Below are 21,312 nucleotides of genomic sequence, written 5' to 3'. Positions count from 1 at the left end.
TGCCTGATCCTGAATGGCTGCGGTAAAGTCACGCCACGTGCGGCCTCGACTGACATACCGTTTACGGGCAACACGCGACACTGGACTTCGACCCGAGGCAAAGGACCCCCGCATGAGCAAGCTGACCGTAATCACCGACCGCGCTCTGGAGCGCGCCCTGGAGCTGGCCCACACCGCCGGCGATGGCCTGAAGAGCGCCGGTGGCAGCCTGCGCAATGCGGACTGGATCAAGACCGGCGCCGCCATCGGCGCAGTGAAGACCGGCGGCAAGGCCGCGACCAAGTTCGTGCGCCGCAATCCGGCAGTAGCCGTGGCCGCAGCTGCGGTCGGTGTGGGCCTGCTCGGCTATGCGCTGTACCGCAAGCAGCAGAAGAAGAAGGCCGCCAATGGCCACGTGGTGAATGGGCAGGCGCAGCGCATCAATGCGCGTGACCGCCGCAACGACACCGTGGTGGATGAGCACAGCGATATCGGCAGCGACGCCTGAGATCGTCGGCCGCTGCCAGGGCCGGGGTCCTTCCGCAGGAAGGGCTCCGGCCTTTTCATTTCAACCGATCTGCCGCCACTGGCCCGGCTGCAGGTCGTCCAGCCGGTAGGGTCCCATCGACACGCGGACCAGCCGCAGCGTCGGCAGGTTCACCGCCGCGGTCATCCGCCGCACCTGGCGGTTGCGGCCCTCGCGGATCGTGATCGCCAGCCAGGCATCGGGCACGGTCTTGCGGAAGCGTACCGGCGGATCCCGCGTCCACAGCGACGGCGCCGGATCGAGGCGCTCGATCTTCGCCGGCAGGGTCGGCCCGTCGTTCAGCTCAACGCCGTCGCGCAGCCGCTGCAGCTGCTCGTCGCTGGGGGTGCCTTCCACCTGCACCCAGTAGGTCTTGTCGGCCTTGTGTCTGGGGTCGGTCAGCTTGTGCGCCAGCGTACCGTTGTCGGTCAGCAGCAGCAGGCCCTCGCTGTCATGGTCGAGCCGGCCGGCGGCGTACACACGCGGCGGCAGGCCAAACCCGGCCAGGGTCGGCCGCGGCGGCACGCTGCGGTCGGTGAACTGGCAGAGCACGTTGAAGGGCTTGTTGAAGGCAATCAGCATTGCGGGCACGGCGGGTGGCAGATGGCGCATTGTCCCACGCCGCGCTGCTCGCTCGCCGGGCACCGCTTTGGCCGAGGCTACGGCGGGCTCAGCCGAAGACCTTCCACTCCAGCAGGAACGAGCCCAGCACCAGTGCGATGCCGCACGCCGCGATGACATTGGCCCGGCGCCGCAGGCGGACCGGTGGCGGATTCATGGCACGCGCGCGTTCCTCCAGCAGCGCACCGGCGAACAGCACGGCAAACCCCACCGTCGCCACCAGGTCGTAGGCATGGCCACCGTAGAACACGAAATCAATCAGCCGCGCCAGCACCAGCACGGCCACGGCGATGTAGAACACTTTCTTCAACAGTCCACTCCATGGATGGTAGCGCCGGGCCATGCCCGGCGGATGCACATTGCGTCGATTGCCACGCCGCTGCGCTCGCCGGGCGTGGCCCGGCCCTGCCGATTTACGGCTTGATGAAGCGCAGGGTCATGCGATCGCTCTCGCCGATCGCCTGGTACTTCGCATCGTCGGCCTTGTCGTGCTGGTTGGTCGGCGGCAGCGTCCACACGCCGTTCGGGTGGTCCTTGGTGTCGCGCGGGTTGGCGTTGACCTCGCTGCGCGCATCCAGCTTGAAACCAGCCGCCTCGGCCATCGCGATCACCTGCTGCTGGCCGACATAGCCGGTGTCATCGTCGTCGGCTACATCGGCCTTGGCGCGATGCTCGACCACGCCCAGCACGCCGCCCGGCTTGAGCACGTTGAAGAAGCCCTGGAACATGCCCTGCGCCTGGCCGGCCTTGCGCCAGTTGTGCACGTTGCGGAAGGTCAGCACCACGTCGGCTGAATTGGCCGGGCCGAACACCGGCTTGGCCGGATCGTAGGCGACCACGGCAGTCTTGCCGAACTGCGCCGGTGCGCCGGCGTACTTCTTTTCCAGGCTGTCGCGGCTGCGCTGCTGGTAGTCACGGCCGCGGCCTTCGGGCACGGCCATCGGGTCGACCACGGCGGCGACGTAATGACCCCTGTCATGCAGCAGCGGCGCCAGGATCTCCGAGTACCAGCCGTTGCCGGGGGTGATCTCGATGACGGTCTTTTCCGGAGCCACCCTGAAGAACGACAGCGTCTGCGCCGGATGACGGAAGCCATCGCGCTTGACGTTGTTGGCATCGCGGGTGGGCGCCTTCACCGCCGCGTCGATGGCCGGCGAGACCTCGATCTTTGCCGGCGCGACCGTGGCCGGTGCGGCGAACGCGGGAACAGCAGCAAGCAGGGCCGAAGCAAGCAGCAGTCGGCAACCACGCAGGGACGAAGCAGGCATCATCGGGACGACTCCAGCGGAAGATGCGGCGAGACTAGCAGTCACAGCGTCCCAGGTGTTCACAAAACGTTAGCTGCGTGCGCGCCGCGGAACACTGTTTTGTGGTCGTCGCCGCAGCACGGTCACACATCGCGTTCTATTCTGGAGCACTTCCCCCAAGGAGTCCGTGCCCATGACGGCAACCCGCGAACTGGGCCGTTCCGGCCTGCATGTACGTCCGCTCGCCTTCGGTGGCAACGTGTTCGGCTGGAGCGCCGATGAAAAGGCCAGCTTCGCCCTGCTCGATGCCTTCGTCGACGCCGGTTTCAATCTGGTCGACACCGCCGATGTGTACTCGGCCTGGGTGCCCGGCAATGCCGGCGGCGAATCGGAGACGCTGATCGGCAAATGGTTCGCGCGCAGCGGCAAGCGCGACAAGGTGGTGCTGGCGACCAAGGTGGCCAAGTGGGCCGAACGCCCCGGCCTGACCCCGGACAACATCAATGCGGCGGTCGAGGATTCGTTGCGCCGCCTGCAGACCGACGTGATCGACCTGTACCAGGCGCACGAGGACGATGAGTCGACGCCACTGGAGGCGACGCTTGCGGCATTCGGCCGCCTGATCGAGGCCGGCAAGGTGCGTGCGATCGGCGCCTCCAACTACAGCGCCACGCGCCTGGCCGACGCGCTGAAGGTCTCCACCGACTACAAGCTGCCGCGTTACGAAACCCTGCAGCCGGAGTACAACCTGTATGACCGCGCCGGCTACGAAAAGGAACTGGAACCGCTGGTGCAGCGCGAACAGATCGGCGTGATCGGCTACTACGCGCTGGCCAGTGGCTTCCTCAGCGGCAAGTACCGCACGCCGGCCGATGCAGCCAAGAGCCCGGCGCGTGGAGAGACCGTGGTGAAGCGCTATCTGAACCCGCGTGGCCTGCGCATCCTGCAGGCGCTGGATGACGTGGCCAGCAAGCACGGCGCCAGCGCTGCGCAGATCGCGCTGGCGTGGCAGATCGCGCGGCCGTCGATCACTGCGCCGATCGTCAGCGCCACCACCGTCGAACAGCTGCACGATCTGCTGGCAGCGGCCAACCTGTCGTTGAGCGTGCAGGACGTCGCGCAGCTGGATGCCGCCAGCGCGGAAGCCTGAGTTGTAGTGCCGGCCGCTGGCCGGCATTGCACAACAGCGAAGAAAATAATTGAACAAAATAGTTGCGCGCGACTAAATCGTGGTTTATCGTGCGCACCTCGTTTCAACGACCACTGGAAAACTCCCTTGAACGCGCATTCCGTCGCCACCGCCAAACTACTGCCATGCCTGCGCATGGACGTGCTGGCGCGCGCGTTCGGCAAGGAAGACCAGCTGACAACGGCCTGATACCCGCCCTGCGGAGATCGGCCACCCCGATCTCCGAGGCCTGACGACGCCCTCGGAACGCAAGTCCCGGGGGCGTTTTCGTTTGCGTCGGCACAAGGACCCGCGATGCCAGAACTGCACCCCGCGCGGCAACCCGCCGCTCACTGACCCAGGTTTTTCCTGCCCCACCGGGGGAGTTTCTCCGCGTGCATGGCAACGCCTGGACATTATCTGCATCGCACCCAAACATTATCGTTCGCCGATAATGTCGGTGGCCTGCACCCTCGACTACCAACGGTCCCGTTTCCACCACGGGCTGGTGCGCGCGGCGTTGCCGTGGCGTATGCCGGAGGTCGCGGACATGCCATCGCCTGGATCGCCTGCTGGAGGCAGGCACCGGTTCGCCGGTACGCGGTTCGATTCCGCGCGGTCCCCAACTGGATAGCTCAGCTTGGTCAGAGCAACGGATCCGTAATCCGTCTGTCGTGGGTTCGATTCCCACTCCAACCACATGACCTGTCACGTCATGACTTGAAGCAACACCCGGGGCGCAAGCCCCAGCGGCCATCGTCGCCGTCCATCGTCATTGCCTTCGGGCAGGAACGTGGAAGGCAACGGACCGCACGCCGGGCCTCGGCCTGTCACCACTACCTGCCCCACTCTGCTCCGGTGCTGTCTGCCGGCAGCGATGGCCGCAAGGGTGATGACGCACCGAAGGCTCCGCGCGCGGACCGTCCGCCGATGGCCGCCCTCTTCCGCCGCCTGCACGTGGTGTGCAGGCGGCCTCGCCACGACCTGATCGACCCGGGCCATGGTGATTCATCCGCATCGGGTCGAACCACCAGAGCCATACAAGGAGAGACTCCCATGTTCTGGACCATCAAGGTCGTGATCGGCGACGGCGAGCGCGGCCTGGTGTATCGCAACCGTCGTTTCCAGCAGATCCTGCTGCCGGGCGTGCACCGCCTGTCGCCGTTCGGCGGCCGGCCGCACGTGGACATCCACAACGCATCGAAGGGCGCGGCCTACACCGGCAGCGACCAGGACAGCCTGATCGAAGCGCTGGGCGCACAGCTGGATACGCACTTCGTACTGGCCAACGTCGGCGCCGGCGAGGTCGGCCTGTTGCTGCGCAACGGCCGCATCGACGAGGTCCTGCCGCCGGGCAGCCGCCGTCTGTACTGGCGCGGTTCGGTCGACACCCAGGTCCGCGTGAAGGCGCTGGGTGACGAGCCGCGCATCCCGCTGGACGTGCAGCAGCGCCTGGGGCAGTTGGGCGTGCTGCCGCGTGTCGCGGTGATCAGCACCGTGCCGAGCGAGTCGGTCGGCCTGCTGTTCATCGATGGCACGCTGCGGCAGACGCTGGATGCCGGTCTGCACGCGTTCTGGAACTTCAACGGCAACGTGTCGGTGGAGCGTGTGGAACTGCGTGCACGTTCACTGGACGTGTCCGGCCAGGAGCTGCTCAGCCGCGACAAGGTGACCCTGCGGGTGAACCTGGCCGCGACCGTGCAGGTGGTCGACCCGGTGCGTGCACACCGCACGCTCAGCAATGCCGATGAGTTCATCTATCGGCAGCTGCAGTTCGGCCTGCGCCAGGCGATCGCCGCACGCAGCCTGGACGAGCTGCTCGGTGACAAGGCGGCGCTGGACGGCGAGATCGCTGCCCATGTGCAGGCGGCGATCGAGGGCCATGGCGTGCGGCTGCTCGGCGTGGGCATCAAGGACGTGATCCTGCCGGGCGAGATGAAGGAGATCCTCAACGGCGTGGTGCTGGCCGAGAAGCAGGCCCAGGCCAGCGTGATCCGCCGCCGCGAGGAGGCCAACGCCACGCGTTCGCAGCTCAACACCGCAAAGCTGATCGAGGACAACCCGGTGCTGATGCGCTTGAAGGAGCTGGAGGCGCTGGAGAAGGTCACCGAGAAGATCGACAAGCTCACCGTGTTCGGCGGCCTGGATGGCGTGCTGAAGCAGCTGGTGACGATCAGGTAGGGGGTCGCGGCGGCGCAGGGACGCGCCGCCGGCCCATCAAGGACATTCAACAAGACAATGGACACGCAACAGAACTATCAATGGCTGCACGCCGAGGGCACCACGCCGATCAAGGGCTGGGTCAACGGTGTACCGCTGGAGGCACAGGCCCACGAGCAGCTGCGCAACATCGCCGCGATCCCGTTCGTCGGGCCGTGGGTGGCGGTGATGCCGGACGTGCACCTGGGCAAGGGCGCGACCGTGGGCTCGGTGATTCCGACCCGTGGCGCGATCATTCCGGCCGCGGTCGGCGTCGACATCGGCTGCGGCATGGCGGCGGTGCGTACCACGCTGCGCGCCAACGACCTGCCCGATGACCTGCGGCAACTGCGCAACAGCATCGAGCGCAGCATCCCGGTCGGCAACGGGCGCGGCGGCGAGCATCACCGCATGCCCGACAGCATCCACACCCGGTTGGTGCAGTCCGGGCTGGCCGACGGCCTGGAGAAGATCAAGGACAAGCACCGCAGGATCCGCACCGATAAGCTGGACCGCCAGCTGGGTACGCTGGGCGGCGGCAACCACTTCATCGAACTGTGCCTGGACGAGACGGATACGGTGTGGGTGATGCTGCACAGCGGCTCGCGCGGCACCGGCAACCTGATCGGCACCTACTTCATCGAGAAGGCGCGCGAGGAGCTGGCACGGCGCGTGCTGGGCTTCCACCTGCCGGACAAGGACCTGGCGTTCTTCATGGAAGGCGAGCCGCTGTTCGATGACTACGTTGAAGCGGTGTCGTGGGCGCAGGACTACGCGCGGCAGAACCGCGAGGCGATGATGTCGCGCGTGCTGGCCGAGATGCGCCACCGCTTGCCGAAGTTCCAGCTGGCGGCGATGGCGGTGAACTGCCACCACAACTACGTGCAGAAGGAAACGCATCACGGCCAGGAGCTGCTGGTGACACGCAAGGGCGCCGTCAGCGCGCGCGAGGGCGAACTGGGCATCATTCCCGGCAGCATGGGCACGCGCAGCTACATCGTGCGCGGCAAGGGCAGCGCGGACAGCTTCCACAGCTGCAGCCACGGTGCCGGCCGGGCGATGAGCCGTGGCACGGCGCGCCAGCAGATCACGCTGGCCCAGCACCGCGAGGCCACCGCACACGTTGAGTGCCGCAAGGACAGCGGCGTGCTGGACGAGTCACCGGCGGCGTACAAGTCGATCGATGATGTCATGGCCGCCCAGCTGGACCTGGTGGACGTGGTGCACACACTGCGGCAGGTGCTGTGCGTGAAAGGGTAATGGAACGGTGCCGGCCAAGGCCGGCACCCACCGGAACACGTTCAGCGCGCCACGCTGTCTTCAGTCACCAGCGCGTGGTGCACGCCGATGCCCGCACGCACGCCCTCGGCAGCAGCCAGGGTGATGTTGCCAACTGTGGTTGCATCGCCGGCGGCGTACACGTTCGGCAGCGAGGTCTGCTTCATCGCATCGACCTCGATCAGCACGCCCAGCGGGCTTTCCACCAGGGTGCAGCCCAGCTGCTGCACCAGCGGCGTCGCCATCGTCTGCGTGGCCGGCACGAACAGCGCGCGTTGCGCGATGCGGCGGCCATCAGCCAACTCCACTTCCAGCCAGGTCGGCTGGTCGCCCTGCACGCCCACCACCGGCGCGGTCTCGATCTGCACGCCGCGCTGCTGCATGGCGGCCCGCTCCTCCTCGGTGATCGGCAGGCCCTGGCTGAAGAAGGTGACATTTCCCCAATCGGCGAACAGCGGCGCCTTGCTGGCGGACATCGGGTGCCCACCAAGCAGACCGATTGCGCCACCACCCACTTCATAGCCATGGCAGTACGGGCAATGCAGCACGGTGCTGCCCCAGCGCTCGGCCAGGCCCGGCAACGCCGGCAACTGGTCGGCAATACCGCTGGCCAGCAGCAGCTTGCGCGCGGCCAGGACCTGGCCATCGGCGGTACGCACTTCCACGCCTTCGGCGCGGGCGGTGGCCTGCACGGCTTCGGCATGCACCCAACGCACTGTGGGGTAGTCCAGCAGCTGCTGTCGCGCGGTCTTCAGCAGCTCGGCGCCACTGGTGCCATCCATCCCCAGCACGCCATGCGAATGGCTGGCGAAGCGGTTGCGCGGCAATCCGGCGTCGATGACCGTGACCGGGCGGCGGGCGCGGGCGAGGATCAGGCCGGCGGCAATGCCGGCATAGCTGCCGCCAACGATGAGCACATCAGGATTCATGATGACCTTCCAGGGAACGGTGATGGGCGAGATGGCGGGCGAAGTCGGCGCCGAGCTGGTCCAGCGTGGTCGCCTGCAGCCGCTGTTCGAGAAGGCGCTGTGCTTCGCGCGCCCCTTCAAGCAGGGCGCTGTTGACCAGCTGCTGGATAGGGCAGCCGCCGCCGGAATCGCGGGCGCCGACCTGCACCAGCGGTGGTGCGCCCACGGCCAGATAGATGTCATGCAGGGTGATCGTTGCGGGATCGCGTGCCAGCAGGCTGCCACCGCCGTGGCCACGGGTGCTGCGCACCAGGCCGGCCTTGTGCAGCTGTGCCAGCAGGCGACGGATCACCACCGGATGCGTCGGCAGGCACGACGCCAGCTGCTCGGACGTACGCGGGGCAGCGTGGCCCACCAGATGTGCCATCACGTGCAAGGCGTCGGAAAGCGGGCTTGCTGATTTCATGTAACAACAATAGTTACATTTAAACCATCTGTCGAGAGTCCGTATTCGTTCCATATGGACACATTTGTCCTATGAAACATCTCCTTCACATCGCTAAACGGAACGCGAATGTGATCGTTGTCGCACTTCAGACGTGCAGGGCACGGGTCGATACCGCATTGCCCCTTCCCGAGAGTCCCTTCCATGAAAGCGTCTGTCCGTGCTCCGCGCCTGCAGTCCAAGCTGCTCGGCGCGGTTTCTGTTGGTCTGGCCGTGGTCCTGCTGTGCGCACTGGCGGGCCTGGCCTCCGCTTGGTTGAAGCTGTCCACCGAAGTTCCACCCGAAGTCGCGCACAGCCGCGATGCAGAACGCCTGCAACGCGAGTTCCGCGGCCAGGTGCAGGAATGGAAGAACGTATTGCTGCGCGGCCGCGACGATGCGCTGCGCCAGCGCCATCTGGATGCCTTCGACAGCGAGGGCCGCCTGGTCGAGCAGCTGGCCAAGGGCCTGCTGGCCAGCCCGGACGCGCGCACGCGTGAACTGGCGCAGGCCTTCATCGGCCTGCACGCGCAGCTGCAGAAGGACTATCACGCCGCCCTGCAGGCATTTGCGGAGGCCGGCTACGATCCCGCTGCCGGCGACAACCTCGTGCACGGCAAGGATCGCCCGGTGGCGAGCGCACTGGATACGTTGAGCGCGCACGCCACACAGGTGGCAGAAGCGGCGGTGGCCGCGCGTTCCCAGCAGGCGCGGCAGACGTTGTTGGTGTGCGCGGCGTTGACCGTGCTGGCCGCCGTGCTGTTGCTGATGGGCCTGGCGTGGTGGCTGCGGCGTGCCGTGGTGCAGCCGGTACTGGCGGTGGAAGCCGCTGCACGTGCAGTGGCTGCCGGCGACCTGCAACACGTGGTGCAGGTGCGCAGCCGCGACGAGATCGGCCGCCTCGCGCAGGCCATGCAGGCGGTGCAGTCCACGCTGCGCGGCGTGCTGGATGCACAGGCCACGATGGCGCAGGCGCATGAGGCCGGCACCATCAGCCACCGCATGGACGCCAGCGCCTTCCCCGGCGCGTTCGGCACCATGGTGGCCGACAGCAACACGCTGGTGGATGCGCACATCCAGGTGAAGATGCGCGCGATCGCGATCATGGGGCGTTACGCCGTCGGCGACCTCAGCCAGGACATGGAACGCCTGCCCGGCGAAAAGGCCGTGATCACCAACGCGTTGGATACCGCCAAGGCCAATCTCGGCATGATCAACGGCGAGATCCGCCGCCTGGCCGAAGCCGCCGCCGCCGGCGACTTCAGCCAGCGTGGCGACAGCGCGCGCTTCGAGCATGACTTCCGCGTGATGGTCGACGGCCTGAACCGCCTGATGCAGGCCACCGAGCTGAACCTGGGCGAGGTTTCCAGCATGCTGCGCGCGATTGCCGACGGCCGCCTCGGCGCGCGCATGCACGGTGATTTCCAGGGCGTGTTCGCGCGCATCGCCGGTGACGCCAACACCACCGCCGCGCAGCTGGCGACCATCGTCACCGACATCAAGCACGCCTCCGGCAACATCCACACCGCCGCCGCGGAGATCGCCGCCGGCAACAATGACCTGTCGCGCCGCACCGAGCAGCAGGCGGCCAACCTGGAGGAGACGGCGGCATCGATGGAGGAGCTGACCTCCACCGTGCGCCAGAACGCCGAACATGCGCGCCAGGCCAACCAGCTCGCGATCGGCGCGCACGCGGTCGCCTCGCAGGGCGGCAGCGTGGTCGGCCAGGTGGTGGCGACGATGGGCGCGATCGAAACCTCGTCACGGCAGATCGCCGAGATCATCAGCGTGATCGATGGCATCGCCTTCCAGACCAACATCCTGGCATTGAACGCTGCGGTGGAAGCCGCGCGTGCCGGCGAGCAGGGCCGTGGCTTCGCGGTGGTTGCCAGCGAGGTCCGCACGCTGGCGCAGCGTTCGGCGGCGGCGGCGAAGGAGATCAAGTCGCTGATCGAAGCCTCGGTGGAACAGGTGGGGCACGGTGCACAGCGCGTGCGTGAGGCCGGTGACACCATGGCCGAGATCGTGGCCTCGGTGCAGCGCGTGACCGACATCATGGCCGAGATTTCCGCCGCCTCGCAGGAACAGAGCGCGGGCATCGAGCAGGTCAGCCAGACCGTGATCCAGATGGACGGCACCACCCAGCAGAACGCTGCGCTGGTGGAGGAAGCCAGCGCCGCGGCACGCAGCCTGGAACAGCAGGCGAACCGGTTGATCGAGGCGGTGGATGTGTTCGATCTGTCGACCACGGCGGATGCGAAGGGCGGGTTGGCGCGCGCAGCCTGATTGGTCCGGTTGCCGGCCAGCGTCAGATGGGTAGCGCCCGACCGTTGGTCGGGCGATGGCAGGTGCAGTGCGGACCAACGGTCCGCACCCACCCGAATCCGATCAGCGCAGGTAACCGCTCTGCGCCATTGCTTCACCCAGGTAATCCAGGAACGAGCTGATCCGCGCCGACACCGCCGTGTTGCGGTAGTACACCGCGTGGATCGGCTGGTACACATCCAGCGTCTGCGCCGCCAGCACCGGCACCAGGGTGCCAGCAGCGCGGTCGCTATCGGTGACGAAGTCGGACAGGCAGGTGATGCCGACACCTTCCACCGCCAGACGGCGCAGTGTCTCGCCACTGGACACGGCGATGTCCGGCCGCACCAGCAGCAGCCCATCCGACTCTCCGGGCAACGGCCAGCGGTTGAGTGACTCCGGCTCGTTGAAGCTGAGCAGTGTGTGCTGGCCCAGTGCGGCGACGCTGGCCGGTTCGCCGTGTGCAGCCAGGTAGGCCGGGCTTGCCACCAGCCGCAGCTGGCACCGCCCCAGCGGCCGCGCATGCAACGTGGAGTCGGCCAGTGGCCCGATCCGGATCGCCAGATCGGTGCGCCGCTCCAGCAGGTCGATGTAGCGGTCGGAGCTGTTCAACTCCAGCTGCACTTCCGGGTAGCGCGCACGATAGCCGCTCACCAGCGGCGCGATCACGTGCAGCACGAACGGCATCGCCGCATCCACGCGCAGGCGCCCTGCCGGGCGCTCGCGGCGTACCGCCATCTGTTCCTCGGCCGATTCCACCGCATCGATGATCGCCCGTGCATGGCGCAGGAACGCCTCGCCCTCGGCAGTCAGGTGCAGGCGGCGGGTGGTGCGGGTCAGCAGGGTGATCCCCAGCTTGTCCTCCAGCCGCCCCAGCGCACGGCTCACGCCCGAGGGCGTCTGCCCCAGCTGCTCGGCAGCGGCACTGATCGACCCGCTGTCGATCACCGCGAGGAAGGCCTGCATTTCATCGAGAGTGGTCTTCATCCCGCCATTATTGACTGAGCGGCAATAGTGATTGGCGTGAAGACTGGTTTTTCGGCAAAGGTGCACCGCGCACACTGCGCGCCTTCCTTCCCTCCGGAGCCGGCCATGATTCGTGGCATTCCCCTCGCCCTGCTGGCGTTGACCCTCGGTGCCTTCGCCATCGGCACCACCGAGTTCGTCATCGTCGGCCTGATTCCCACCATTGCCGCCGATCTGCAGGTCAGCCTGCCCTCCGCAGGCCTGCTGGTCTCGCTGTATGCCCTCGGGGTGGCCATCGGTGCGCCGGTGCTGACCGCGCTCACCGGCCGCGTGCCGCGCAAGTCGCTGCTGGTAGCCCTGATGGTGCTGTTCACCCTCGGCAACGTCATCGCCTTCCTGGCGCCGGGCTATACCTCGCTGATCATCGCCCGCATCCTCACCGGCCTGGCCCACGGCGTGTTCTTCTCGATCGGTTCGATCATCGCCACTGCGGTGGTGCCGAAGGAGAAGGCCGCCAGTGCCATCGCCATCATGTTCACCGGCCTGACCGTGGCGCTGGTGACCGGTGTGCCGCTGGGCACCTTCATCGGCCAGCACCTGGGCTGGCGCGCCACCTTCCTGGCCGTGGCCGGGCTCGGCGTGATCGCACTGCTGGGCGCGCTGCTGTTCGTGCCGCGCAGCGTGCCGCAGAGCGCCCCGTCCAGCTTCCGCCAGCAGATGGCGGTGCTGGCCCAGCCGCGCCTGCTGCTCGTCTATGCGATGACCACGCTGGGTTATGGCGGCACCTTCCTGGCCTTCACCTACCTGGCGCCGATCCTGCAGGACGTCACCGGTTTCTCGGCCAATGCGGTCAGCCTGGTGCTGCTGGTGTACGGCGTGTCAGTGGCGATCGGCAACCTGTGGGGCGGGCGCATGGCGGACCGCATGGGCCCGGTGCCCGCGCTGAAGCGCATCTTCGCGCTGCTGGCCATCGTGCTGTTCGCGCTCACCTTCACCGCCTGGAACGCCTGGCTGATGCTGCTGACCGTGCTGGCGCTGGGCGCCGTGGCCTTCGGCAACGTGCCCGGCCTGCAGGTCTATGTGGTCAAGCAGGCGCAGCGCTATGCACCGCAGGCCACCGACGTGGCCTCGGGCCTGAACATCGCCGCCTTCAACATCGGCATCGCACTGGGCGCTTCGCTGGGTGGCCTGGTGGTGGAGCACGTCGGCCTGATGCACACGCCGTGGCTCGGCGCGCTGGTGGTACTGGGCGCCTATGCGCTGACCGTGCTCAGCGGGCGCCTGGACCGTCGTGATGGCATCGATGATCGTGCCGACGGCATCGCCGTGGCCGCGCATTGAGACAGGTCATGCCGTGCCGGCACCCTGCCGGTACGGTGGTGCAATGCACCGTTGCCGGCACGTATGCGGCCACTGGCCTACCCTTTGCCGGATATTCGCATCCCTCCCCTCTGCTGGAGCTCCCCATGACTGTCCCCGCCTTCGGTCTCGGCACCTTCCGCCTCAAAGACCAGACCGTGATCGACTCCGTGCGCAACGCGCTGGATGTCGGCTACCGCGCCATCGATACCGCACAGATCTACGGCAATGAAGCCGAGGTCGGCCAGGCCATTGCCGACTCCGGTGTGCCGCGCGATGAGATCTACCTGACCACCAAGGTCTGGATCACCGAGTTCAAGCGCGAAGCGCTGCTGGCCAGCCTGCGCACCAGCCTGGAGAAGCTGCGCACCGACCATGTCGACCTGGCACTGATCCACTGGCCGTCGCCGAACGACAAGGTCGACGTGCCGATGGAGGAGTACCTGACCGCACTGGCCGAGGCCAAGGCACAGGGCCTGACGAAGGCGATCGGCATCTCCAACTTCACCATCGCACAGACCCGCAAGGCGATCGAGATCCTCGGCGCCGATGCGATCACCACCAACCAGATCGAGATCCATCCGTACCTGCAGAACCGCCTGCTGGTGACGTTCCTGCAGGACAACGGCATCCACATTACCGCCTACATGAGCCTGGCCTATGGCGAGGTGATCAAGGACCCGGTGATCCAGGCCATTGCCGGCCGTCACCAGGCCACGCCCGCGCAGATCGCACTGGCCTGGGCACTGCAGCAGGGTTACTCGGTCATTCCGTCTTCGACCAAGCGCGGGAACCTGTCGGGCAACCTGGAAGCGGCCGCGATCCGCCTCACCGACGAAGACATGGCGCAGATCGCCAAGCTGGATCGTGGGCACCGCCTGGCCAACCCGGAAGGCATTGCGCCGGCCTGGGATTGAGGCCCCGTTGTTGTAGAGCCGAGCCCACGCTCGGCTGCCGTCTCCCTGGAGCTGAGCATGGCTCGGCTCTACAGACTGGATCCCCGGGGCGCCACCTCGTGCAGCATCCGCAGCACCTCGTGCACATCCAACGGTTTGCACAGGAAGCCGGCGGCGCCCATTGAACGCGCCCTCTCGATGACCTGCAGACGCGTGTCCGCGCTCATCACCAGGATGGGCGGACCGTCCGTTCTGGAGCCGACCGCTTCAAGCACGTCCCAACCGCTGCAACCCGGCATATGAAGGTCCAGCAGCACCACGTCCGGCGCAAGCGACGCCACCGCAGCCTGCGCATCGCGCCCGTCGTGCCGGCAACTCAGTCGATGACCTGCACATTCCATCAGCCGCTCGACCACCTGCCGGTTGGTTTCCACATCCTCGAACAGCAGGCAATGCAGGGATCGTACCGACGCCGCATGTGCCTTGAACACCGCCTCAAGCGAAGGTGATGCTGCCTCGCCGATCACGGCAGGAGCGGTGAAGCACCACTGGAACGAGGCGCCACCCAACGTGCTGCGGCCCACCTCGATCGTCGCGCCCATGGCATCGGAAATCAGTCGCACGATGTAGAGCCCAAGCCCAACCCCCTGCTCGCAACGGGCATCACCCTCGCTCACCTGGACGAAGGGGGAGAAGATCGCCTCCTGGTCGCTCTCGTCGATACCGCACCCGGAGTCGGAAACGGTCACCCGCACCTGCCATTGCTCACCGATGCGGGAGGCGTCAATGGACACGCGGGTCTCGCCCCCCACCGGGCTGAACTTGATCCCGTTGCAGACAAGATTGCTGATCACCTGTTCGACCCGGCCTGCGTCAACCAGCATCCACACTGCGGGATCGCAGTCCTCCACCGTCAGCAGTACACCTTTCTCCGCAGCAGCCGGTGCGCAGCTTTCCTGCATCGCATCGAGCGCGGACGCCAATGAACAGGGTTGAGGACGAAGCCGCAGCGTTCCACCCTCGATGCTGGCCACATCGAGGACATCATCAATGCGATGCCGCAGCGCTCTTGCCTGCCGGGCCACCATCGCAAACGAACTGCGCTGCGCCGGCGTCGCGGCGTCCATGTCCAGCAACTGGATGCCATTGATGATGGCGTTCAACGGCGTCCTCAGCTCATGGCTCATCGTTCCGATGAACCGCCCCTGGGCCTCGCGCGACGCGACGGCACGGAGCGCAATATCGCGCATGGCCGCAACCATGGAGGCAACCACGGCCGGCAGCAGGATCGTCAGCGCCAGGGCATAGGCCAGGTAGGCAGGTCGCGAGATCCAATAGCCCTCCGGCGCGGCCCACAGCAGGCCCAGCGCCGTTGCGGCGATGGTCGGTGCGATCGCCCTCCGCCCGTAGGCAGCCGTCGCGGCGATCACCAGGAAGGGCAGCGTTGCATTGAGCGTCATCAGAAGAATGAAGGCTGCATCGACCTGCACCGTCACCATCACCAGGCTGAGGAGCAGGCCCACCGCGTCGCGCCATGCCACACCGCGATCCTTATGGAGGTTCACCCATGCGGCCCATGCCACGGACGCAACAAGCAGCGCAATCGACGCAGGCAGCACCTTCGCCGCCTCGTTGGCCAGCACGGGTTGTGGTCCATCCATCCAGAGCCAGCACCACAGCACGGTCAGTGCCTGCAATACCACTCTGGACAGGCTGGCACGCGGCTCCTGCAGCCAGGACAGCAACAGCGCAAGTCGTTTCATTTCCAGTGAGCGGGCCGCCTGAAGCAGTGCGTCGGGGCCAGGATCGAGCAGAGCAGAGGGTGCATGGGGCATGGCCGGACTCCTTCACCTGTGAGAAACGATGGAACGTTGCAGAAGGCGCTGCGCCGCTACCGCCAAGGCTTGGGAGCGGCGTCGTATGTGGTCTGCCGCCGCGCCCGATCGAAGGCACTCACCCAGGTCGTCGCACGCGCTGGCGATCAGCCTGCTGCCCAGCGCCGACGTGATGCTCTTGAGCGCGTGCAGGCGCGCCAGTTCTGCATCCAGATCGCTGCTGGGCGTACTCGCAGACTCCACCCTCCACCGTGCTATCGCTTCGTCCAACGCAGCAACAAAGGACGGCAGCTCGCATGGTGACACCGCGGCAATCACCTTCAGCATTGAATGCTCGCCAAGCTCAGGGCGATCGGCGCCTGCCGCCTGCGTTCCCGCCATGCCACGTCGATCGATTGCGTGCATCTGTCTCCGCCATATGTCGCATGCGACCTGTTCGTGCATGTCGCTCCCGGCCAAATACGATTTCGTGCAGGGCCATTCGCGACAACGCATCTTCCCGATTCGCTACTGCATCCGCTCATGAATGAGAGCGAACAAACCCGGAAACCGCTCGGAAAACACGTATCCCAGCCCTAATCCAAGCAATACGCCGCCGAGAATGACGCCCGCTCTTGCGGAGGGTGACAGTCGCTTCAGATCCATGGCATCCAGCATCCACACAACGAAGGCCCCGCGCCATCGGAATTCATTCAAACTTTCCTGAGGTGCACTGTGCTGGCGTTTACCCTTCTTCTTCTGCTGGCATGTGCTGCACTGATCGCCACACGCCGATTCCGCACCGCGGCACTCCTGTCGGTGCTGCCCCTGATGGCCTTGTCCAGCGCAACGGGCCCGATAACGCAATGGATGCTCGACCGGGCCCAGGCCAGCGCTGCATTCACGACACCTGCAGATCGGCCGAAGACAACGATCGTGCTGCTGGGCGGTGGCATCGAGCACCATGCCGAGGGCTCCAGCCCGGGTCTGGTGGGGTACAGCCGATTGCTGGTTACGGCGCAGCGCTATCTGCTCTGCCAGCAGAAGCACGAGACCTGCAGGGTGATCGTGAGCGGAGGTGCCTCACGAAACCGTAAGACCAGCGAGGCCAACGTCTACGCGCGCGAGCTGGCCCGTCTGGGTGTGCCGATGGATCGCATCGAGCAGGAGGATGCCAGCGCCAACACCTGGGAGAACGCCCGGAACAGCAGCGCGATGCTCCGCCACGATCCATCGCGCGTGGTAATCGTGACCTCGGGTCTTCACCTCAGGCGAAGCCTGCTCTATTTCCAGCATTTCGGCGTGATTGCCGAAGGCCTGCCCAGCGACCGGCTACGCGCTACGCCCGGATGGCTCCCCTCGGCCTTCAACCTGCTGCTGGCTGAGGTGATGTTGCACGAACGTATCGGCGTGCTTCGTTACCACGCCTACAACAGACTGGGGTGGAACGAACCACCGATGCCACCGATCCCCTTCAATCCACAGACAGCCACCCACGCATCGCCGCACTGACCTCGTCCGGCTTTTCCATCGGGGCCAGGTGCCCGCAATCGGGCACCACCACCAGCTGCGAGTGCGGCACCAGGTCGTGCATTTCCTCGCTCACTGCCAGCGGCGTGATGCGGTCGTTGGCCCCGCAGACGATCAACAGCGGATCTTGGTAACCCGCCAGCACGTCATGGCCATCGCGACGTTCCAGCGCACTCTGGCGCAGGAAAACTTCCGCCCCGAGGCGCGCTGTCATGTCGCGCACACGCTGCACCAGCACGTAGTCGTCCAGCCGCGAGGCGTCGATGTAGCTACGCATCAGCACATCGCCGAAACCATGGAACTTGCCGGGCAGTCGTACGCTGGCGCGCTGGCTGCGGCGCTGTTCGGCACGTTCCGGTGAATCGGCGTGGATCGAGGTATCGATCAGCGCCAGCTGCAGCACGCGTTCCGGCGCGATACGCAGGATCTGCTGGGCCACGAAGCCACCCAGCGAGAAACCGGCCAGGGCGAAGCTCTCCGGTGCCTGTGCCAGCACATCCTCGGCCACTGCCTGCAGGGTCTCACCACGGGTCTGGTCACCTACGGTGCAATCGGCAATGTCGGCCAGGTCGGCCAACTGCGCGCGCCACAGCTCGGCATCGTTGAGCAGGCCGGGCAGCAGCAACAGGGGGATACGGTCGGTCATGGGGATATTGTCGCGCCGGCGGGGTGACGGCACCATGCCGCAACGGGTGATTGCACTGTAGAGTCGAGCAAGCTCGACTCTACGACACGGACGCGACCATGGCAGACCCCTACAACAGCAGCCCCACGTCCCCGCCCGCGCTGCGTTTCGACGATGCGCTGGTCACCACCGCCTTCGAGCTGCCCGGCCATCGCGTGGTGCGCAACCTCGGCGTGGTACGCGGCATCACCGTGCGCTCGCGCTCGATCGTCGGCAATTTCCTCGGCGGCATCCAGACCCTGTTCGGCGGCAACATCACCATCTACACCGAACTGTGCGAACAGGCCCGCGAGGAAACCTACCGCGACATGGTCAAGCACGCGCGGCAGCTGGGCGCCAACGCGATCATCGGCATGCGCTACGACGCCACCGATGTGATGACCGGGCTGACCGAGGTGCTGTGCTATGGCACGGCAGTGGTGGTGGAGCCGGTGCTTTGATACTGTAGAGCCGAGTCCATGCTCGGCTCAGGCGCGCCCGTGCGATGCAAGGCAGCCGAGCGTGGGCTCGGCTCTACAACGGGGTTTCGGGCACCTCAACCTGCTGCACCGGCAGGGTCACCATCATCACCGTCGGGTCGTCCGGGTCGAGTTTCGTCTTGAACCCCAGGCTCTGGCACATCGCCAGCATGGTGCTGTTCTCGCGCAGCACCTGGCCTTCCACCATGTCCAGGCCCAGCCACTTGGCGTACTCGATCATGATCGCCATCAGCCGCCAGCCGATGCCGTGGCCCTTCAGGTCCGAGCGGATCAGGATGCCGTACTCGCCGCGGTGGTAATCGGCATCGGCGTGCAGGCGTACCGCACCGAGCATTTCGCCACTGCGCGGTTCGATCGCCACCAGCGCGATCGAGCGTGCGTAATCGAGCTGGGTCAGGCGCGCGATGAATTCGTGGCTGAAGTGCTTCACCGACTGGAAGAAACGCAGCCGCAGGTCCTCGTCGCTGACACGGGCGAAGAACGCACGGAACAGCGCGTCGTCTTCCGGACGCACCGGACGCACGAAGGCGCGGCCGCCATCGGACAGTTCGATGGTGCGCTCCCACTCCTTCGGGTACGGGAACACCGAGAAGCGCGGATGACCGCGGCCCTTGTGCAGAATGCGCGACGGCGCCACCGCCACGCGTGCGTCGAGGGCAAGAATGCCCTTGCTGTCGACCAGCAGCGGGTTGATGTCCAGCGTACGCACTTCGGGAATGTCCGCGGCCAGCTGTGCCAGCTTGACCAGCGCCAGCGCCAGTGCGCGCTCGTCGGCGGCGGGCACATCGCCATAGGCCTTGAGGATGCGCGAGGCACGGGTCTGGCCAATCAGCTCGTGGGCCAGGCGTAGATCCAGCGGAGGCAGCGCCAGCGCCTTGTCGTTGATCACTTCGACCGCGGTGCCGCCGCGGCCGACCACGATCACCGGGCCGAACGTCGCGTCATCGGCAATACCGACAATGATCTCGCGTGCCTTCGGGCGGACGATGGTCGGCTGTACCAGCAGGCCATCGATGCGGGCATCCGGCCGCAGCTGGCGTGCGCGCGACAGGATCGCGTTGGCCGCGCTCTGCACCGCCGGCAACGTGGACAGGTTCAGGCGCACGCCGTCCACTTCCGACTTGTGCGGGATGTCCGGTGACAGGATCTTCAGTGCGACCGTGGCACCGCGCTCGAGCAGCGGCTGCGCCAGGTCCATCGCCTCGTGCGCATCGCGCGCATGCATCACCGGTGCGGACGGAATGCCGTAGGCCTTGAGCAGTTCATGGGTGGCCAGCGGGTCCAGCCACTGCTGGCCGTTGGCCAGCGCGGCATCGACCAGCGCGCGTGCGGCCGCTGCATCGACACTGAAGTCCTGCGGCAGGCTGGGTGGCGTTTCCATCAGGGCGTTCTGCGCTTCACGGTAACGCACCAGATGCTGGAAGCCGCGTACTGCCTCCGCCTCGGTCGGATAGGTCGGCACCCGCGCCGCGTTGAGCGTGGCGGTGGCCTGGTCATCGTTGCCCAGCCACACCGCGAACACCGGCTTGTCGCGATGATGGCGCGGACGCAGGCCGAGCGTGCGGGTGAGCGCCTGCGCAGCGTCTGCGGACGAGGTGAATGCGGTGGGCACGTTGACCACCATCACCGCGTCGTTCTCGTTGTCGGCCAGCAGCGCTTCGATGGCCGCGGCATAGCGGTCACCATCGGCGTCGACCACGATGTCGACCGGATTGCTGCGCGACCAGCCCTGCGGCAGCACGGCGTCCAGCTTTTCGACCGTGGTGTCGGACAGGTTGGCCAGGGTGCCACGCAATGCGATCAGCTGGTCCACGGCGAGGCGACCGACGCCGCCGCCGTTGCTGAGAATCGCCAGGCGACGGCCCGGGAAGGTGCCCAACCGCCCCAGGGATTCGGCAGCAGTGAACAGTTCGTCCAGCGCGCCCACGCGCAGCAGGCCGGCACGGTTGAACGCGGCGCCGTACACGTCGTCGGCGCGGGCCAGTGCCTGCACATGGGTATCGCGGCTGCCCGACTGCACGCGCTCGGCGCGGCCGGACTTCACCACCACCACCGGCTTGGCGCGGGCGGCGGCACGCGCAGCCGACATGAACTTGCGCGCGTCCTTGATCTGCTCGACATAGAGCAGGATGGCGCGGGTGCGGTAGTCGGTGGCGAAGTAGTCGAGCAGGTCGCCGAAGTCGACGTCCATCGTGTCGCCCAGCGAGACCACCGCGGAGAAGCCGACCGAGCGCGCTACGCCCCACTCCACCAGCGCGGCGGCGATGGCCGAGGATTCGGAGATCAACGCAAGATCACCGGCCTGCGGGAAGTGCGCGGCGATGCTGGCGTTGAGTCGCGCGTGCGGCGCGATCACGCCCAGGCAGTGCGGCCCGAGGATGCGCAGGCCATGCTTGCGCGCCACCGCCTCTACCTGTGCGGACAACGAACCCGGGCCTTCGCCCAGGTGCGCGGTGAGGATGATCGCCGCCTGCACGCCGCGCTCGGCGGCGGTACGCACCACCTGCGGCACGATCGCCGCCGGTGCGGTGATGACCACCAGGTCCGGTACCCAGTCCAGATCCTTCAAGCGCTTGACCGTGCGGATGCCATCGATCTCGGCATGCCGCGGGTTGATCCACGCCACCTTGCCGGGGAAGCCGGTGCCGCGCAGATTGCGCATCACCGCGCGGCCGGCCGAACGCTCACGCGGGCTGCCGCCGATCACCGCGACCGACTGCGGACGGAACACAGACTGCAGGTGGTAGGTGCTCATGCGCCTACGGTAACCAAATTCCAGAGCGATGGGGTCAGATCCCCTTCCTCGGGAAAGGGATCTGACCCCCGAGTGACCGTGGCGCGTGCCCACCAAGGTGGGCACCTACCAGAG

General features: G+C 66.7%; 19 protein-coding genes and 1 tRNA gene. 10 read left to right on the top strand and 10 right to left on the bottom strand.

Annotated elements, in window-relative coordinates; genetic code table 11:
- Positions 1–112 precede the first annotated feature (112 nt).
- Positions 113–487, top strand: coding sequence for a hypothetical protein (locus AC5P8D_RS11430; protein WP_019336760.1), 375 nt, complete (start codon positions 113–115; stop codon positions 485–487).
- A gap of 60 nt (positions 488–547) precedes the next feature.
- Here the strand turns inward: AC5P8D_RS11430 and AC5P8D_RS11425 are convergent, their stop codons facing one another.
- The 3 genes from AC5P8D_RS11425 to AC5P8D_RS11415 form a co-directional block, all read right to left on the bottom strand.
- Complete coding sequence (locus tag AC5P8D_RS11425) at positions 548–1,087, bottom strand: pseudouridine synthase (protein WP_019336761.1); 540 nt, start codon at positions 1,085–1,087, stop codon at positions 548–550.
- An 88-nt stretch (positions 1,088–1,175) separates the two neighbouring features.
- The gene (locus AC5P8D_RS11420; RefSeq protein ID WP_224329425.1) at positions 1,176–1,427 is read right to left on the bottom strand and encodes a hypothetical protein; all 252 of its coding nucleotides are present in this window, start codon (positions 1,425–1,427) and stop codon (positions 1,176–1,178) included.
- Between the two features lie 112 nt (positions 1,428–1,539).
- Complete coding sequence (locus AC5P8D_RS11415; RefSeq protein ID WP_043399508.1) at positions 1,540–2,397, bottom strand: class I SAM-dependent methyltransferase; 858 nt, start codon at positions 2,395–2,397, stop codon at positions 1,540–1,542.
- Between the two features lie 169 nt (positions 2,398–2,566).
- Here AC5P8D_RS11415 and AC5P8D_RS11410 point away from each other — a divergent pair, with 169 nt between their 5' ends.
- The 4 genes from AC5P8D_RS11410 (at position 2,567) to AC5P8D_RS11395 (ending at position 7,000) form a co-directional block, all read left to right on the top strand.
- Positions 2,567–3,523 (top strand): aldo/keto reductase, encoded by a 957-nt coding sequence (locus AC5P8D_RS11410; RefSeq protein ID WP_414614676.1) that lies wholly within the window; start codon positions 2,567–2,569, stop codon positions 3,521–3,523.
- A gap of 645 nt (positions 3,524–4,168) precedes the next feature.
- Positions 4,169–4,240, top strand: a tRNA-Thr gene (locus tag AC5P8D_RS11405).
- A gap of 357 nt (positions 4,241–4,597) precedes the next feature.
- Complete coding sequence (locus AC5P8D_RS11400) at positions 4,598–5,722, top strand: slipin family protein (protein WP_414614675.1); 1,125 nt, start codon at positions 4,598–4,600, stop codon at positions 5,720–5,722.
- Positions 5,723–5,779: 57 nt separating this feature from the next.
- On the top strand, positions 5,780–7,000 hold the full coding sequence (locus AC5P8D_RS11395) for an RtcB family protein (protein WP_049480102.1): 1,221 nt from the start codon (positions 5,780–5,782) through the stop codon (positions 6,998–7,000).
- Between the two features lie 41 nt (positions 7,001–7,041).
- Here the strand turns inward: AC5P8D_RS11395 and AC5P8D_RS11390 are convergent, their stop codons facing one another.
- Positions 7,042–7,947: an NAD(P)/FAD-dependent oxidoreductase gene (locus AC5P8D_RS11390; RefSeq protein ID WP_329832395.1), complete on the bottom strand. Its 906-nt coding sequence runs from the start codon at positions 7,945–7,947 to the stop codon at positions 7,042–7,044.
- On the bottom strand, positions 7,937–8,392 hold the full coding sequence (locus tag AC5P8D_RS11385; protein ID WP_019336768.1) for an Rrf2 family transcriptional regulator: 456 nt from the start codon (positions 8,390–8,392) through the stop codon (positions 7,937–7,939). The genes AC5P8D_RS11390 and AC5P8D_RS11385 overlap by 11 nt, the downstream gene beginning before the upstream one ends.
- A 183-nt stretch (positions 8,393–8,575) precedes the next feature.
- Here AC5P8D_RS11385 and AC5P8D_RS11380 point away from each other — a divergent pair, with 183 nt between their 5' ends.
- On the top strand, positions 8,576–10,696 hold the full coding sequence (locus tag AC5P8D_RS11380; RefSeq protein ID WP_197597593.1) for a methyl-accepting chemotaxis protein: 2,121 nt from the start codon (positions 8,576–8,578) through the stop codon (positions 10,694–10,696).
- A gap of 102 nt (positions 10,697–10,798) precedes the next feature.
- Here the strand turns inward: AC5P8D_RS11380 and AC5P8D_RS11375 are convergent, their stop codons facing one another.
- The gene (locus AC5P8D_RS11375; RefSeq protein WP_049480105.1) at positions 10,799–11,701 is read right to left on the bottom strand and encodes a LysR family transcriptional regulator; all 903 of its coding nucleotides are present in this window, start codon (positions 11,699–11,701) and stop codon (positions 10,799–10,801) included.
- 105 nt (positions 11,702–11,806) lie between these two features.
- On the opposite strand from AC5P8D_RS11375, the gene AC5P8D_RS11370 reads away from it, so the two are divergent.
- Together AC5P8D_RS11370 and dkgB are read left to right on the top strand one after the other, a co-directional pair.
- Positions 11,807–13,021, top strand: a complete 1,215-nt coding sequence (locus tag AC5P8D_RS11370; protein WP_414614672.1) for an MFS transporter — start codon at positions 11,807–11,809, stop codon at positions 13,019–13,021.
- A gap of 125 nt (positions 13,022–13,146) precedes the next feature.
- Entirely contained in the window at positions 13,147–13,956 is an 810-nt protein-coding gene (gene dkgB, locus AC5P8D_RS11365; protein ID WP_191862659.1) for a 2,5-didehydrogluconate reductase DkgB, read from the top strand.
- 68 nt (positions 13,957–14,024) lie between these two features.
- On the opposite strand, the gene AC5P8D_RS11360 is transcribed toward dkgB, so the two are convergent.
- Both AC5P8D_RS11360 and AC5P8D_RS11355 read right to left on the bottom strand, forming a co-directional pair.
- The gene (locus AC5P8D_RS11360) at positions 14,025–15,770 is read right to left on the bottom strand and encodes an ATP-binding response regulator (RefSeq protein WP_159360732.1); all 1,746 of its coding nucleotides are present in this window, start codon (positions 15,768–15,770) and stop codon (positions 14,025–14,027) included.
- A 12-nt stretch (positions 15,771–15,782) separates the two neighbouring features.
- Positions 15,783–16,175: a hypothetical protein gene (locus tag AC5P8D_RS11355; protein ID WP_392422270.1), complete on the bottom strand. Its 393-nt coding sequence runs from the start codon at positions 16,173–16,175 to the stop codon at positions 15,783–15,785.
- 309 nt (positions 16,176–16,484) lie between these two features.
- On the opposite strand from AC5P8D_RS11355, the gene AC5P8D_RS11350 reads away from it, so the two are divergent.
- Positions 16,485–17,261 carry a YdcF family protein gene (locus AC5P8D_RS11350; protein ID WP_159360733.1) on the top strand — a complete coding sequence of 259 codons (777 nt, stop codon included), beginning with the start codon at positions 16,485–16,487 and terminating at the stop codon, positions 17,259–17,261.
- On the opposite strand, the gene AC5P8D_RS11345 is transcribed toward AC5P8D_RS11350, so the two are convergent.
- Positions 17,224–17,925, bottom strand: a complete 702-nt coding sequence (locus tag AC5P8D_RS11345) for an alpha/beta fold hydrolase (RefSeq protein WP_329832403.1) — start codon at positions 17,923–17,925, stop codon at positions 17,224–17,226. The genes AC5P8D_RS11350 and AC5P8D_RS11345 overlap by 38 nt on opposite strands.
- A gap of 98 nt (positions 17,926–18,023) precedes the next feature.
- Between AC5P8D_RS11345 and AC5P8D_RS11340 the strand changes: the two genes are divergently transcribed.
- Positions 18,024–18,404: a YbjQ family protein gene (locus AC5P8D_RS11340; RefSeq protein WP_053443712.1), complete on the top strand. Its 381-nt coding sequence runs from the start codon at positions 18,024–18,026 to the stop codon at positions 18,402–18,404.
- Positions 18,405–18,477: 73 nt separating this feature from the next.
- Here the strand turns inward: AC5P8D_RS11340 and AC5P8D_RS11335 are convergent, their stop codons facing one another.
- Entirely contained in the window at positions 18,478–21,198 is a 2,721-nt protein-coding gene (locus tag AC5P8D_RS11335; protein ID WP_495203317.1) for a bifunctional acetate--CoA ligase family protein/GNAT family N-acetyltransferase, read from the bottom strand.
- Between the last annotated feature and the right edge of the window lie 114 nt (positions 21,199–21,312).

Source organism: Stenotrophomonas sp. YJH_SMC_101-4, assembly GCF_059370395.1.
Note: the sequence above shows the minus strand (reverse complement) of the source record. Positions and strands in the feature narration are given on the sequence as shown.